Source organism: Microbacterium lacticum, assembly GCF_006716815.1.
Taxonomy (GTDB): Bacteria; Actinomycetota; Actinomycetes; order Actinomycetales; family Microbacteriaceae; genus Microbacterium; species Microbacterium lacticum.
The window spans coordinates 111,536-125,934 of record NZ_VFPS01000001.1 but is presented as its reverse complement, the minus strand read 5'-3'; the positions used below and the strand labels follow the sequence as shown (position 1 = coordinate 125,934).

Below are 14,399 nucleotides of genomic sequence, written 5' to 3'. Positions count from 1 at the left end.
AACGGTCATTACGCAAACGGAGGCACCGGTGGGGCGCACGCGCACGTTTGACGAGTCGGACGCGACCCGTTCGGCGCTCGGCGTGTTCTGGGGCCAGGGGTTCGATGGAACAGCCGTCCCCGATCTCGAAGAGGCGACGGGGTTGAGTCGCTCGAGCATCTACCACGCTTTCGGCAGCAAGCGCGGCCTGTTCGACGCGGCCGTATCGGCTTATCTCGAGCAGGTCGTCCGGCCGCGCCTCGCTCCGCTGCGCGCGGATGCCGTGGCATCCGACGCGCTCGCCGAGTACGTGCGGGGTCTTCGTCGCGTGATGGCGGAACCGACGCTGCCGCTCGCTGCACACGGCTGCTTGCTGCTGAATGCGGCCACGGCGCCCGTGGGGACCGATGCGGGGCTCCGCGAGGTCATCCGCGACTATCGGGAAGAGCTCGCCGCCGCGATGCAGCGGGGGGTTGAGGCCGCCCGGCCCGACCTCGACGCGGCATCCGTCGCAGCCCTCGCTACAGCCTGCACGGCGCACATCGTCGCCGCGATGACCCTGGTGCGCGTCGACGCCGACGGCGCGTGCGAACTCCTCGACAATGCGCTCACGCTGCTGAGTTGAGTGGTGGACCTTCTCGGCACCGTGGCTTCGGTCGGTACTCGCTGACCCTCCCCCGCGGGCTCACCACGTCCGACTGTTCTGTCCTCGGCCACTAACATTCGAGCATGCGTGAAACCTCTGGGATCGTGCGGCCGACGCTCTCCGTGCAGCCCGACGTTCGCGTTCTCGGCGCCCGCGAACACAATCTGCAGGATGTCGACCTCTCGGTGCCGCGCGATGCGACGGTCGTGTTCACCGGAGTGTCCGGCTCGGGAAAGTCCTCGCTGGCGTTCGGGACGCTGTATGCCGAGTCCCAGCGACGCTATCTCGAATCGGTGGCACCGTACGCCCGCCGTCTGATCGATCAGGCGGGAGTGCCCGATGTCGACTCGATCACGGGGATGCCGCCTGCGGTCGCGCTGCAGCAGCAGCGCGGTGGTGGCAACGCCCGATCGACCGTGGGCAGCATCACCACGTTGTCGAGCTTGATACGGATGCTGTACTCCAGAGCCGGGGACTACCCGGACGGGCAGCCGATGTTGTATGCGGAGGACTTCTCCGCGAACACCGTCGAAGGGGCCTGCCCGGAATGTTCAATCGCCGCCGACAGGTCAGGAACGAGCACGCCCGCCTCCTCGAACTCCGCACAGCATTCCCTCCCCAGCTGCGCGCTTGGAGTGGCGCCGGCCGGAGCATCGGTGGCCAGCGAAGTTCGCAGCTCGGGAGCATCAGCGCTTGAGTTCGATCTCGTCGGAGGCCTCGTGACTGATCAGCGTGGCGTGGTTGTCGCCGACGTCACGGAAGCGCTCACCTCGGGGGAATCGATCCAGTACGTCCAACTTGTAGACGGTGATACGGCCCTCATCACAGCGTTGGCAGCCCCGGCGCTGGACACGAGTTCGATGAGGCTACAAGAAGAAGCCGTCGATCCGGAGAAACTCCAGGCTGCGAAAGAGTATGACGGTATTGTTCCCGCCGAACTTGTGGCCACCGAGTTCACCGAGAGCGGCGAGGACCTGGTGACGTCCGGCGTCACGCCCACAGAATCCATAGACACAGAGTCGATGAGAATATCATCGATCTCTGCTGTGACATCTTCTGCCTTCGCGATTGCGTGGGACTCTGACGCGGCGAAGCACATCGTGTACCGAGACGGGGCACAAGTTGCGTCGCTATCGCGGCCATATTTCGCAGATGCAGGCTTGGCAGGAGGATCGGTCCACGAATACCAAATCGACTCGATCCAGGATGACGGACTCGTGACGAGTAAGACACTGCCCGTTACGACCACGTCGAACGGGTTCGGTGCGCGCGACGCGACCTTATTGACGACACAGACCTACAACTCGCAGGCCATCTACCGCACCTTCATTCCAGATTCGCGCGTCTTCATGGACTTCTGGACAACGTGGGGATGCGGCCAGCAAGGGACTTCCAATCGCTCCTTCGGTGGCGACGATCGAGGGTTCAAAACGCCGCCGTACAACGCTCCATGGGATGACACCTCGTCACGCACTGCCGTTTTTCTCAATATCAACTGGGATAACCCGTCCCCCTACGACGTTGTGTGGGTGAAAGAAGTCGGAACTACCCATCTTTACGAGGGGTCTACCCTAATCGAGGAACGTACGGCGTCTGACGCAGGGATCAAGATCGAGGAGGCGGGCTCCACGACCGCCTATGCGCAGGCTCGTGTGAATCACGATGTGGCCAACCCTTTCTGCTCCGCAGGAAGCATCAAGTACAATGTCATGTTCCGTTGGTACCGCAACGGAACCTTTGAGGTTGTCGGTTGGAGACAGCCTGCGCCAGCCCACGAGATTTATGGTGGCTGGGACACCGGTACGGGCATGATCAATTGGCACCAATTTGGGCGCTATGACAACGAGGGTTTCGGGTGTCTTGCGGGTGGTTGCGCAAACCGGACCATCAACGTCACTAAGAGCTACTGATGCCATGACTGGTGTTTCCGAGGAGAAGGTCCGCGTGCGGTTCACAGCGCTTCTGGCCGGCGCGAGTGTGGGTCTTCTCCTCGGGGCCGGCTACTTCGGCTGGTTGTCGTCATTCGGCAGTGTGTGGGTGGGTCTGAGGAACGCTCTGCAGGCCATTACCGCGGGGACAGTCATGCTCATAGTCGTCGGGTGTGGAGTCATCTTGCCGGTACTCTCGCTAGCGCGGCGCAAGATATCCGAGTCGCGCAGCCTGTTCACAGCCGTGTCCGCATCGGCGATCGCGCTGTTGGCGGTCGCCAGCTTCATTGCCGTAGTGTCCGGTCCAGATTGGTACCTAATTTCCCTGGGAGTGATCATGGGTGCCTGGATCAGTTGCGCCGTACCGGCTGTGGTTCTGGCACGGTTCTTCATGCGGCGTCCCACGTCAACAGGGATTGTTTTGGCCGTGACAGGGGTTCTCGCACTAGCGGGCGGACTCACTGTCCTGGCTTGATGGGTGTGCACCGAGCCGGGCAATGCGACATAATAACTATTATTAGCGAACCCGAACCAACAGCAGTTCGTATCTTTGATCTACCATAACGGTATGGGTCAGAACCGCCGATACCATTCGGTCGAGCGTGACGTAGAGCGTGCCGGCCGCGCCGCTGACCGTGCCCCCAGGCCGCTCAGCCTGGCGACTGACCAGGTTGCGGGCACGGGGCGCCCCCTTCATTCGGTCCGGTCGCTGTGCGAGTCGTCGGTTTCCGATTGATGGGTGCATTGCCGGCTCTTCACGAACGAGGGTGTAGTCGGTTGAGCGCGTCGGTGGCCGGGTAGGGGTCGAGGTCTCCCGGATGATGGAAGTTCTTCACGCTCACCATCGCCGAAAGACCTCGACGTGCTCCACCCTACGTTCGCGACCCCTGACCTGACGACGTTCTGCCGCCTCGATGAGCTCGGGCTCGTCGCCGTGGGCCAGTTGATCGAGCCGGATCGGGCGACGATCGAGTGCCGGCCAGTCGAGACGGACCCGTGGTGCCGGAGGTGCGGGTCGGAGGGCGTGCCGAGAGACACAGTGACGCGTCGGCTCGCGCATGAGCCGTTCGGGCATCGGCCGACGACGCTGCTGGTGCAGGTGCGCCGGTACCGGTGCGCGCACTGCCGACGGGCGTGGCGGCAGGACATGACGAACGCGGCGGCGCCGCGGGCGAAGATCTCCCGCCTCGGCGTGGAGTGGGCGTTGCGGGGCGTCGTCATCGACCACCTCACCGTGACCCGTGTCGCCGCGGGCCTCGGGCCTGGATCGTGTCACCGTCGGGTGATTTCGCGGGTTGAGGATCGTTGAGGCTTGATTTTCCGGGGGTGTTGGTGCCTCGTGCGGGGCACTAATGGCGTCGATCTAGACTCGCTCGGTGGGGTGGTTCGTGCGGAAGGTGCGCACCGCGTCGGGTGCGACGGCGGTGCAGATCGCGTCGAAGACCCGTGGTGTGCGGACGATCGTGGAGCACCTCGGCTCCGCGCACGACGATGAGCAGCTCGCGGTGCTGGTCGCGATCGCGCGGGAGCGGATCGCGGAGCTGGCCGGGCATGTCCCGTTCGATCTGGACGGGCTGGGCGCGACGCCGCCGGCCACGACCGCGCCGACGGTGACCGGGTCGAGGTCCAGGTTGTTGTGGGATGTCCTCGAGGACGCCTACGCCCGTCTCGGGTTCGACGCGGTCGGCAACGACACATTCATGAAGCTGGTCCTGGCCCGCGTCGTCGAGCCGACCAGCAAGGCGGACACGCTGCGGGTGTGGGACGAGCTCGGTGTCCCGGGTGCGCCGTCGCTGTCGACCGTGTGGCGGACCCTCGCCCGCAGCGTTGAGCAGGACTGGCGGTCGAAGATCGCCGCCGCAGCCTACGCGCATGCGACCCGATCTGGCCCGCTCACCGTCGTGCTCTACGACGTCACCACCCTCTACTTCGAGGCGGAGCGTGAAGACAAGCTCCGCAAGGTCGGGATGAGCAAAGAGCGCCGCGTCGACCCGCAGATCCTCGTCGGCCTCCTCGTGGACCAGGGCGGGTTCCCCCTCGAAGTCCACGAGTTCGCGGGCAACAGGGGCGAGACCCTCACCCTGCTGCCCGTCCTCGACCAGTTCCGCGAACGTCACTCCGCGACCGAGGTCGTGGTCGTCGCGGACGCCGGCATGCTGTCCGCAGCGAACCTGAACCGGCTGGAGGACGCCGGGTTCGGTTTCATCGTCGGCTCCCGCACCTCCTCCGCGCCATACGATCTCGCCGAGCACTACGCGACCGTCGGGAACATCGTCACCGATGGGGAGACGGTCGAGACCACCCGAACCATGGGTGCGGGTGTGAACGCGCGGGAGCGGCGAGTGGTGTGGCAGTACTCCCACAAGCGGAAGATCCGCGACAACATCACGTTGAACAAGCAGATCGAACGCGCCGAGCAGATCGCTGCCGGCACCCGCCCGGCGAAGAAGGACCGGTTCGTCACCCTCGGCACGGGGCCCGGCGTGAACTGGGCAAGAGTCGAGAAGGCCCGCGAATACATCGGCCTCAAGGGGTACGTCACCAACCTCAGCACCGCGACGGCTTCCGCTGCAGAGATCGTGGCGGCCTACCATGACCTGTTCCAGGTCGAGGCGACGTTCCGGATGGCAAAGACCGACCTGCGGGCGAGGCCGATGTTCGCGTCGACCGCGGACTCGATCCACGCGCACCTCACCGTCGTGTTCTGCGCTCTCGCGATCAGCCGGCACCTCTACAAGACCACCGGCGTGACGGTCCGCCGTATCGTCCGCGCGCTGCGCCCGCTGCGTGACGTCACGATCACCATCGACGGACACGAACTCACCGCGACCACCCCGCCAACGGGGGAAGCCGCCGACATCATCGCCGCACTCCGGCCGGGCGTGGGGCACTAAACTGACACGATCCAGGTCGGGGTGTCCTGGAGCGCCGCGAACACCGCGGTGCTCGCCGAGGGCAAGCGCCGACTCATCGAGGACCCTGCCCGGTTCGATGGGGTGACCACGATCGGCGTTGACGAGCACGTCTGGCGTCACACCAGGGTCGGCGACAAGTACGTGACCGTGATCATCGACCTCACCCCAGCCCGTGAGAAGACGGGTCCCGCACGACTGCTGGACATGATCGAGGGACGCTCGAAGGCGGTGTTCAAGCAGTGGCTCGCGGCGCGGCCGACCGAGTGGAGCAAGCAGATCGAAGTCGTCGCGATGGACGGGTTCGCAGGCTTCAAGACCGCCGCCGCCGAAGAACTCCCCGACGCCGTCCCGGTCATGGATCCCTTCCACGTCGTCCGCCTCGCCGGCGACGCGTTGGACCAGTGCCGCAGGCGCGTCCAGCAAGACCTGTTCGGGCGCCGCGGGATGAAGAACGACCCGCTCTACAAGGCCCGCCGCACCCTGCACACCGGCGCGGACCTGCTCACCGACCGGCAGCGCGTTCGACTGGACGCGGTGTTCGCGAGTGAGGAGCACGTCGAGGTCGAAGCGACTTGGGGCATCTACCAGCGCATCGTCGCCGCCTACCGGGAGCCCGACAAGAAGAAGGCCAAGGAGATGATGCAGTCCGTGATCGATGCGATCACCACAGGGGTCCCCGCGGCGCTGGTCGAGATCCGCAAACTCGGTCGCACCATGACACAGCGTGCCGTCGACATCCTCGCGTTCTTCGACCGCCCCGGCACGTCCAACGGGCCGACGGAGGCGATCAACGGGCGGCTCGAACACCTCCGCGGCTCAGCGCTCGGCTTCCGCAACCTCACCCACTACATCGCCCGGTCGCTGCTCGAAGCCGGAGGATTCAGACCCGCGCTACACCCTCAATCGTGAAGAGCCACATACCCTGCGCGGCGATCTGCCGACCCGTGAGCCCCTCCGAGCGCAACCGAAGCACGAGCTTCGCCTTGATCTTGCGTACCATCCGAATCACTCCTTCTGCCGCGTGATCAGCCACACGGCAGAAGGAGCCTAAGAAAGCGGCCCCGAACCCCAATACTCGATGGCCCTCAACGACACGATCGCGTCGACGGCAGGGTGGCCCCCAACCCCAATATCAGCGGCCCTCAGACCTGGATCGTGTCACCGTCGGGTGATTTCGCGGGTTGAGGATCGTTGAGGCTTGATTTTCCGGGGGTGCTGGTGCCTCGTGCGGGGCACTAACGGCGTCGATCTAGACTCGCTCGGTGGGGTGGTTCGTGCGGAAGGTGCGCACCGCGTCGGGTGCGACGGCGGTGCAGATCGCGTCGAAGACCCGTGGTGTGCGGACGATCGTGGAGCACCTCGGCTCCGCGCACGACGATGAGCAGCTCGCGGTGCTGGTCGCGATCGCGCGGGAGCGGATCGCGGAGCTGGCCGGGCATGTCCCGTTCGATCTGGACGGGCTGGGCGCGACGCCGCCGGCCACGACCGCGCCGACGGTGACCGGGTCGAGGTCCAGGTTGTTGTGGGATGTCCTCGAGGACGCCTACGCCCGTCTCGGGTTCGACGCGGTCGGCAACGACACATTCATGAAGCTGGTCCTGGCCCGCGTCGTCGAGCCGACCAGCAAGGCGGACACGCTGCGGGTGTGGGACGAGCTCGGTGTCCCGGGTGCGCCGTCGCTGTCGACCGTGTGGCGGACCCTCGCCCGCAGCGTTGAGCAGGACTGGCGGTCGAAGATCGCCGCCGCAGCCTACGCGCATGCGACCCGATCTGGCCCGCTCACCGTCGTGCTCTACGACGTCACCACCCTCTACTTCGAGGCGGAGCGTGAAGACAAGCTCCGCAAGGTCGGGATGAGCAAAGAGCGCCGCGTCGACCCGCAGATCCTCGTCGGCCTCCTCGTGGACCAGGGCGGGTTCCCCCTCGAAGTCCACGAGTTCGCGGGCAACAGGGGCGAGACCCTCACCCTGCTGCCCGTCCTCGACCAGTTCCGCGAACGTCACTCCGCGACCGAGGTCGTGGTCGTCGCGGACGCCGGCATGCTGTCCGCAGCGAACCTGAACCGGCTGGAGGACGCCGGGTTCGGTTTCATCGTCGGCTCCCGCACCTCCTCCGCGCCATACGATCTCGCCGAGCACTACGCGACCGTCGGGAACATCGTCACCGATGGGGAGACGGTCGAGACCACCCGAACCATGGGTGCGGGTGTGAACGCGCGGGAGCGGCGAGTGGTGTGGCAGTACTCCCACAAGCGGAAGATCCGCGACAACATCACGTTGAACAAGCAGATCGAACGCGCCGAGCAGATCGCTGCCGGCACCCGCCCGGCGAAGAAGGACCGGTTCGTCACCCTCGGCACGGGGCCCGGCGTGAACTGGGCAAGAGTCGAGAAGGCCCGCGAATACATCGGCCTCAAGGGGTACGTCACCAACCTCAGCACCGCGACGGCTTCCGCTGCAGAGATCGTGGCGGCCTACCATGACCTGTTCCAGGTCGAGGCGACGTTCCGGATGGCAAAGACCGACCTGCGGGCGAGGCCGATGTTCGCGTCGACCGCGGACTCGATCCACGCGCACCTCACCGTCGTGTTCTGCGCTCTCGCGATCAGCCGGCACCTCTACAAGACCACCGGCGTGACGGTCCGCCGTATCGTCCGCGCGCTGCGCCCGCTGCGTGACGTCACGATCACCATCGACGGACACGAACTCACCGCGACCACCCCGCCAACGGGGGAAGCCGCCGACATCATCGCCGCACTCCGGCCGGGCGTGGGGCACTAAACTGACACGATCCAGGTCAGAGGCTGTTGCATGAATCCGGGGCGTGTCGCATGATTGGGTGCCTCAGTTTCGTGTCTTGACCTGGGATAATCGGGGTTGTGGGGTACAACTTCGTTGGTGTTGATCGTGATCAGCCGTTCTTGTTGCCGCCGTCGCTGACGGACTGGCTGCCACCGGATCATCTGGCGTGGTTCGTGCTGGACGCGGTTGCGGAGCTGGATCTGTCGGAGTTCGTGAAGGCGTATCGGGCGGATGGTCGCGGCGGCGCGGCACATGACCCGTCGATGATGGCCGGGCTGCTGCTGTATGCGTACTGCACCGGGGTGGTGTCGTCCCGCAAGATCGAGGCTGCCTGCCAGGTCGATGTCGCGTTCCGTGTCATCGCTGGCAACTTGGTCCCCGATCACACCACGATCGCGAGGTTCCGCGCGACCCATGCGGACGCGTTGGCGGGTCTGTTCACGCAGGTGCTGGCGATGTGCGCCGAGGCGGGGCTGGTCAAGGTCGGCACGATCGCGGTCGATGGGACGAAGATCTCCGTGTCCGCGTCGCTGGATGCGAACAGGACGCGTGAGGCGATCATGAAGCAGGTCGAGGAACCGATCGCCGCCGCCGAGGCTGCCGACGCCGGCGAGGATGAGGTGTTCGGGGCGGGGGTGCGCGGTGACGAGGTCCCCGCCGATCTCCGCGACCGCACCAGCCGCCGCGCCCCGCTCGCGGCAGCGAAAGCGCGACTTGACGCGGTCGACGCGGCCCGCCAAGCCGAGTACGACGCACACCTCGCCGAGCGCGCGGCGAAGGAGCAGGCGGCGGGGAAGAAGCTGCGGGGACGCAAACCCAAGCACCCGGCGGAGAAGGCACCGAAGACGAACCCGCCGAAAGTGAACACGACCGACCCAGAGTCACGGATGATGCCGATCCGCAACGGGTGGGTGCAGGGCTACAACGCGCAAGCGGTCGCGACCGAGTCGCAGATCATCATCGCGTGCGATGTCACCCAGGACACCGGCGACACCGCCCAGCTCACCCCGATGATCGCCGCCGCTGACCGAGAGCTAGACGCAGCCGGTGTCACCGAGCCCATCGGGGTCGTGCTCGGCGACGCCGGATACTGCACCGAAGCCGTCCTCGCCGGCCTGCCCGACGACGGGCCGGACTACTACCTCGCCGCACGCAACATGCGTCACGGGAAGCCCCGCGTCGGATCCCGCGGACGCCTGCCCGCGGGCGCGACGCTGATGGACAAGATGGACCGGAAGGTGTCCCGCAAGGCCGGACGGGTCCACTACGACAAACGCAAGTGGATCATCGAGCCTGTCTTCGGTCAGATCAAGACCGGCAGAGGAATCCGCTCTTTCACCCGCCGCGGCTTCCACGCCGCGGCAGCCGAGTGGAAGCTCATCGCCGCGACCCACAACCTCCGCAAGCTCCACCGCCACCTGCTCGCCACAGCCGCCGCCCCGATCACTGCGATCTGACCGGCCAACGCGGCGGAGCCAACGAGCTGACCGCGTCCAACACGCGTCCTCAACCAGCGCGCACGACGCTCATCGGCCCATCGAGACCGCCGCCCGCTCGAGCGTCGGGACCGACGCCCCACTGACCACACCACCCCGCCACACATTCACGCGACAGCCTCTTGAGGGCCACTGATTATTGCGGTTCGGGGCCAGCCGATATTTGCTCTCGGGGCCAGGGGTATTGCCGGTGAGCGCCACCCCCGCGGGCGCGACGCTCACCGGCGCCGACTCAGCTGGACGCGGCGGTCTGTTCGCGCATGTTGACGTCGCCGGTCTCGATCCAGAGGGTGTTGTGGACGATGCGGTCCATGATCGCGTCGGCGTGGACCCCGGAGCCGAGGCGCTGGTGCCAGTCCTTCTTCGCGTACTGGGTGCAGAACACCGTCGAGGTCGCGTCGTATCGGCGTTCGAGGAGCTCGAGCAGCATGGATCGAACGTCGTCGGCGGGTGGGTCGAGCAGCCATTCATCGATCACGAGGAGCGTGAACGTGCTGTATTTCCGCAGCCACTTCTCCCTGCCGGCGGGCTTGTCTTTCGCGGCGGCCCAGGTCTCTTCGAGGTCGGGCATGCGGATGTAGTGCGCTCGGTAGCGGTGCTGACAGGCCTGTTTCGCCAGCGCCGATCCGAGGTAGCTCTTCCCGGATCCGGTGAACCCTTGGAACACCACGTTTTGCTGCCTGCTGATGAACTGGCAGGTCCCGAGCTGCGCGATCACACCCCGGTCGAGGCCGCGTTGTTCGAGCAGGTCGACCCTGCGCAGGTCCGCGTTCGGGTATCGGAGCCCCGCCCGCCGGATGAGGCCCTCGACTTTCGCGTGGGTGAACGCGGCGTGGGCGTCGTCGACGGCGAGCTTGATGCGCTCTTCGAACACCATCCCCATCGTGAGGGCATCGTCTTGGATGTCGATCGCGTCGACCAGGGCGGAGATGCCCATCTCCCGCAGATCGAAGACGCCCAACAGTCCGCCGAATACCAGGACGTGCTGCAGCAGGAGGCCGACCTCACGAGCGGCCACGGCGTGCTCCGCTACACCGGGCTCCTTGCCGTCTCCGCGCCGACCGCCGATGAGCTGGAGGCTGCGGTGTCGGCGATCGAGCAGGCGCGGATCCAAGCTTCCTGCGAGACGCGCAGGTTGGTCGGGCAGCAGGCTCAGGCGTTCGTCGCGGCAGCGTTACCTCTGTGCCGAGGTATCTGAAGCCTGGTGTGCGGGTCAGTTCGTCGGGGTCTGGTCGTGGTTGCCGCGGAAAGATCTGGCTGCACGTGCGGCGGTCCCACTGCTGCTGATGATCCAGCCAAGTGCCCACACGAATGCGAGAGTGAACACGAGTGGCACCGCGGGTACGGGGTTCAGGATGAGCGTGAACACTGTTGCGACCAGTGCGGCTGTGATGATGCCCCAACCGGCGATCAACAGTTGTGGCGCTCCGGCTCGGTGCGCGGTGACCCAAGCTTCGTTACTGCGCAACGTGGTGGGTGTGCGGACCCCGAGAATATGGTTCTTCGGGAAGGTGCCACGTTTGCAGGCAGCACCCCACCACAGGATCAGAAGGCCGATGATGGCGGCGATGCCGACGCTGATCAGAGAAGGGACGGTCTGTTCGGTCATCGGGTTCCTTCCGACATGTCGGGCTGTTCATGGTGTGTGAGGCCGCTGAGGAGCGCGGCTGGAGTGTCGGGGTCGTCGAGCGTGATGGCGAACTGCTTGTCGTCGACGGTGGTGACGATCATGCCGGGACCGGACCGCAGGATCAAAGCAGAGCGGCCGGGCATGATCCGATACCCCCAGCCGCCCCACTCGCCGGGGCGGAGCTCGGTGCTCTCGACCGCACGGACCCGTTCCAGCGGGATCCGTTTGAGCGGGATGCCGAACAGCAGCGACACGACGCGCAGGCCCCGCCAGTCGACCGTCACCCGCAAGCGAATGAATGACGCGACAGCCACCAGCGCGATCAGCATCACGACAAGGCCGAACGATGCAGCACCGAGGCTTTCATCGAGGCCCCCGCTGAGGGTGGCCGGAATGTAGATCACGGCCGTCAGCGCGATGACAAAAACGGTGACCCAGACGAAGATGTTCGCGGTGACGGTGCGGGTCCACGCCCCGGTCTCCGTCGGCGCGAGATTCAGCGGCTCCGGGGTGCTCACGTCCGGGAGCGCAGGGCGGGGGAAGATCGCATACGGCACCACCCCGTAGAGGGCACAGGCGACCAGGGCGAGGATCCACGGCCCCAGCACGGCCCCGTCTGCGGTGCCTGCTTGGACGGTCAACCAGGCGGGGATGACCCAGATCGCCGCAGCGATGCCCTGCACCATCCCGACCCAGAACACGGTCCCGCGTGCGGTGCGCGCATCCACTCGTGGCAAGGCCATCACCACGAGACCCACGAGCGCAGCGATACCCGACCCGACCAGCGCGGTGAGGAACACCCCGATGGTGGGGAGGCTGTCATCGGCCGCGCCGAGATCGGACCAGTGCGAGGCGATCCGGTCAGGCAGGCCGTCGCGCCAGATCATGAACGTGAGCGCGATCACCACTGGGGGAAGCACCAGTGCGACCCCCGCCAAGAGGAGTCGTGTTCTGTTCAGTCTCGTGGCGGTGTCGTTCATGCTCTCTCCACCAGTCGGGTGATGTCCTGCGAGGACAGGCCGAGCTTTCGCGCCTCGGCAACCAACTGCGCGGCAAGCTCGGTCACCCGCACCAGCCTCGGTCCGGCATCCTCACGCACCCACGCGCCGCGCCCTTGCCGCATCTCGATCACACCCTCGTCACGCAACTGCCCATAAGCGCGCAGAACCGTGTGCATATTCACCTGCAACGCTAGCGCGAGATCCCTCGCCGGCGGGAGCCGCTCACCAGGGGCGAGACCACCACTGACGATCCCCGCCCGCACCTGCACCGCGATCTGCTCCGCCAACGACACCGTCGACGCCCCATCCACCCGAAACAACATGTTCGTAATCCTACTAGAACAATAGGCTCGGCATAGTGCGAACAGGCGCGCCTCGTACCTCGTTGGTGAACCCAAGAGAGGAAACCCCGTGACGCGATCCTCAGACACGAAGAAGCTCTACTCCACCGTCCTCGTCGAAGACGGCACCGGCCGCAAGAACCGCAAGACCCGTGAACGTGCCGCCCGGCAAGTCATCGCCCGCGAGCACGCCGAGCAACGCGCCGCGGAGAAAGCGAAGCTCGCCGCGGAACGGGTAGAAGCACGGTCGACGAGCTACCTCCCTAAGGGTGGCGAGCCTGGGGCTGCGGCGCTGCGGTCGTATCGGGGGTTTCGGGTGCCGTCGCATCAGGACACCTCGGCTGCGTTGCAGGGCGCGTACCCGTTCCTCGCCGAAGGCGGCCTCGGCTCCCAGGGCGTGTTCGTAGGGCAGGACATGTACTCCGGCGGATCCTTCGTCTACGACCCGTGGGTGCTCTACCAGCGCGGCATCATCACCGCCCCCAACCTCGTCCTCGCCGGCATCGTCGGCAGTGGGAAGTCGTCCCTCGCCAAGTCGCTCTACACCCGCAGCATCCCGTTCGGGCGTCGCGTGTACGTCCCCGGCGATCCAAAGGGTGAGCACACGGCGGTTGCGGAGACGGTGGGCGGGAAAGCGATCGTCCTCGGCCACGGGCTGCGCAACCGCTTGAACCCGCTTGATGAGGGCTACCGGCCCGGCGGTCTCTCTGACGCGGAGTGGGCGTCCACGATTGCGTCTCGTCGCCGTGACCTAATCGGTGCCCTTGCCGAGACGGTGTTGGAGCGATCGTTGTCGCCGTTGGAGCACACGGTCATCGATATCGCGCTCCAGGCTGTGGTCGCGAGTAACGATGTGCCGATCCTGCCGATGGTCGTTGACCGCATCCTCACTCCCGACCCCACAGATGACGACCGCCTTGCCGAAGACGGGCGCATGGTCGGCCACGCCCTGCGCCGTCTCGTCTCCGGCGACCTCCAAGGACTCTTCGACGGACCCTCTACGGTGACCTTCGATCCGACGTTGCCCATGATCACCCTCGACCTGTCCCGTGTCGTCGAAAACTCCACCCTCATCTCCGTGCTGATGACCTGCTCCTCAGCGTGGATGGAGTCCGCCCTGCTGGACCCTAACGGCGGGCAACGGTGGGTGGTCTACGACGAGGCGTGGCGGCTCATGTCGCACACGGCGTTGCTGAAGTGGATGGACGCGCACTGGCGGCTCGCCCGGCATTACGGGATCGCGAACCTGCTCATCTTCCACAAGCTCACCGACCTCGACAACGTCGGCGACCACGGCTCCGCCATGCGCTCCCTCGCCAACAGCCTCCTCGCCAACGCGGAGTCGCGGATCATCTACCGGCAAGAATCCGACCAGATCGGCACCACCGGGAAGACCCTCGGCCTCACCGGCACCGAACAGAAGCTCCTCCCGTCCTTGGGGACCGGGCAGGGGTTGTGGCGGATCAAAGAATCGTCATACGTCGTCCAGCATCAGTTGCACCCTGACGAGTTGAGGGCCTTCGATACGACCCAGCGGATGACTCAGAATCCCCGCAGGTTCACGAATCCTGAACGATCCGGAGACCTGTCTTGAGCGTAGACGGACCCACCCCCGAGCACCAGGGGTCGGGTGGTTCTGGCGGCTTGTCGGGCGAGGATCTG

The 14,399-nt window shown here is 65.9% G+C and carries 10 protein-coding genes and 4 pseudogenes; 10 read left to right on the top strand and 4 right to left on the bottom strand.

Annotated elements, in window-relative coordinates; all coding sequences use genetic code 11:
• Window positions 1–28: 28 nt before the first annotated feature.
• The 8 genes and pseudogenes from FHX68_RS00625 (at window position 29) to FHX68_RS00590 (ending at window position 9,726) form a co-directional block, all read left to right on the top strand.
• Window positions 29–604 carry a TetR/AcrR family transcriptional regulator gene (locus FHX68_RS00625; RefSeq protein WP_141380949.1) on the top strand — a complete coding sequence of 192 codons (576 nt, stop codon included), beginning with the start codon at window positions 29–31 and terminating at the stop codon, window positions 602–604.
• A 104-nt stretch (window positions 605–708) separates the two neighbouring features.
• Window positions 709–1,176 (top strand): annotated as a pseudogene (locus tag FHX68_RS00620) (P-loop NTPase family protein); the annotation flags it as partial.
• 1,363 nt (window positions 1,177–2,539) lie between these two features.
• A complete protein-coding gene (locus FHX68_RS00615) occupies window positions 2,540–3,028 on the top strand; it encodes a hypothetical protein (RefSeq protein ID WP_141381618.1) in 489 nt (162 codons plus the stop codon).
• Between the two features lie 387 nt (window positions 3,029–3,415).
• A pseudogene (locus FHX68_RS00610) lies at window positions 3,416–3,814 on the top strand (transposase family protein); the annotation flags it as partial.
• 115 nt (window positions 3,815–3,929) lie between these two features.
• A complete protein-coding gene (locus FHX68_RS00605) occupies window positions 3,930–5,447 on the top strand; it encodes an IS1634 family transposase (protein WP_141381636.1) in 1,518 nt (505 codons plus the stop codon).
• A gap of 15 nt (window positions 5,448–5,462) precedes the next feature.
• Window positions 5,463–6,377: pseudogene (locus FHX68_RS00600) on the top strand (ISL3 family transposase); the annotation flags it as partial.
• 353 nt (window positions 6,378–6,730) lie between these two features.
• Window positions 6,731–8,248, top strand: coding sequence for an IS1634 family transposase (locus FHX68_RS00595; protein ID WP_141381636.1), 1,518 nt, complete (start codon window positions 6,731–6,733; stop codon window positions 8,246–8,248).
• Window positions 8,249–8,346: 98 nt separating this feature from the next.
• A complete protein-coding gene (locus FHX68_RS00590; protein WP_141381635.1) occupies window positions 8,347–9,726 on the top strand; it encodes a transposase in 1,380 nt (459 codons plus the stop codon).
• 271 nt (window positions 9,727–9,997) lie between these two features.
• Here the strand turns inward: FHX68_RS00590 and FHX68_RS00585 are convergent, their stop codons facing one another.
• Window positions 9,998–10,702, bottom strand: coding sequence for an ATP-binding protein (locus tag FHX68_RS00585; protein WP_141381575.1), 705 nt, complete (start codon window positions 10,700–10,702; stop codon window positions 9,998–10,000).
• On the opposite strand from FHX68_RS00585, the pseudogene FHX68_RS00580 reads away from it, so the two are divergent.
• A pseudogene (locus FHX68_RS00580) lies at window positions 10,703–10,963 on the top strand (SCO6880 family protein); the annotation flags it as partial.
• Window positions 10,964–10,978: 15 nt separating this feature from the next.
• Here the strand turns inward: FHX68_RS00580 and FHX68_RS00575 are convergent.
• Genes FHX68_RS00575 through FHX68_RS00565 form a run of 3 tightly spaced genes read right to left on the bottom strand, consistent with a single transcriptional unit; the run spans window position 10,979 to window position 12,719 of the window.
• The gene (locus FHX68_RS00575) at window positions 10,979–11,374 is read right to left on the bottom strand and encodes an SdpI family protein (protein WP_141381576.1); all 396 of its coding nucleotides are present in this window, start codon (window positions 11,372–11,374) and stop codon (window positions 10,979–10,981) included.
• Window positions 11,371–12,375, bottom strand: coding sequence for a hypothetical protein (locus tag FHX68_RS00570; protein ID WP_141381577.1), 1,005 nt, complete (start codon window positions 12,373–12,375; stop codon window positions 11,371–11,373). The genes FHX68_RS00575 and FHX68_RS00570 overlap by 4 nt, the downstream gene beginning before the upstream one ends.
• Entirely contained in the window at window positions 12,372–12,719 is a 348-nt protein-coding gene (locus FHX68_RS00565; RefSeq protein WP_141381578.1) for a GntR family transcriptional regulator, read from the bottom strand. Before FHX68_RS00565 ends, FHX68_RS00570 begins: the two co-directional genes overlap by 4 nt.
• Before the next feature lie 88 nt (window positions 12,720–12,807).
• Here FHX68_RS00565 and FHX68_RS00560 point away from each other — a divergent pair, with 88 nt between their 5' ends.
• Window positions 12,808–14,331, top strand: a complete 1,524-nt coding sequence (locus tag FHX68_RS00560; RefSeq protein WP_141381579.1) for an ATP-binding protein — start codon at window positions 12,808–12,810, stop codon at window positions 14,329–14,331.
• The last annotated feature ends 68 nt before the right edge of the window (window positions 14,332–14,399 follow it).

Excerpts from the sequence above, each read along its gene's own strand:
- FHX68_RS00570 (WP_141381577.1), bottom strand. The coding sequence starts at position 12,375 with ATGAACGACACCGCCACGAGACTGAACAGAACACGACTCCTCTTGGCG.
- FHX68_RS00565 (WP_141381578.1), bottom strand. The coding sequence starts at position 12,719 with ATGTTGTTTCGGGTGGATGGGGCGTCGACGGTGTCGTTGGCGGAGCAG.
- FHX68_RS00575 (WP_141381576.1), bottom strand. The coding sequence starts at position 11,374 with ATGACCGAACAGACCGTCCCTTCTCTGATCAGCGTCGGCATCGCCGCC.
- FHX68_RS00615 (WP_141381618.1), top strand. The coding sequence starts at position 2,540 with ATGACTGGTGTTTCCGAGGAGAAGGTCCGCGTGCGGTTCACAGCGCTT.
- FHX68_RS00585 (WP_141381575.1), bottom strand. The coding sequence starts at position 10,702 with ATGGGCATCTCCGCCCTGGTCGACGCGATCGACATCCAAGACGATGCC.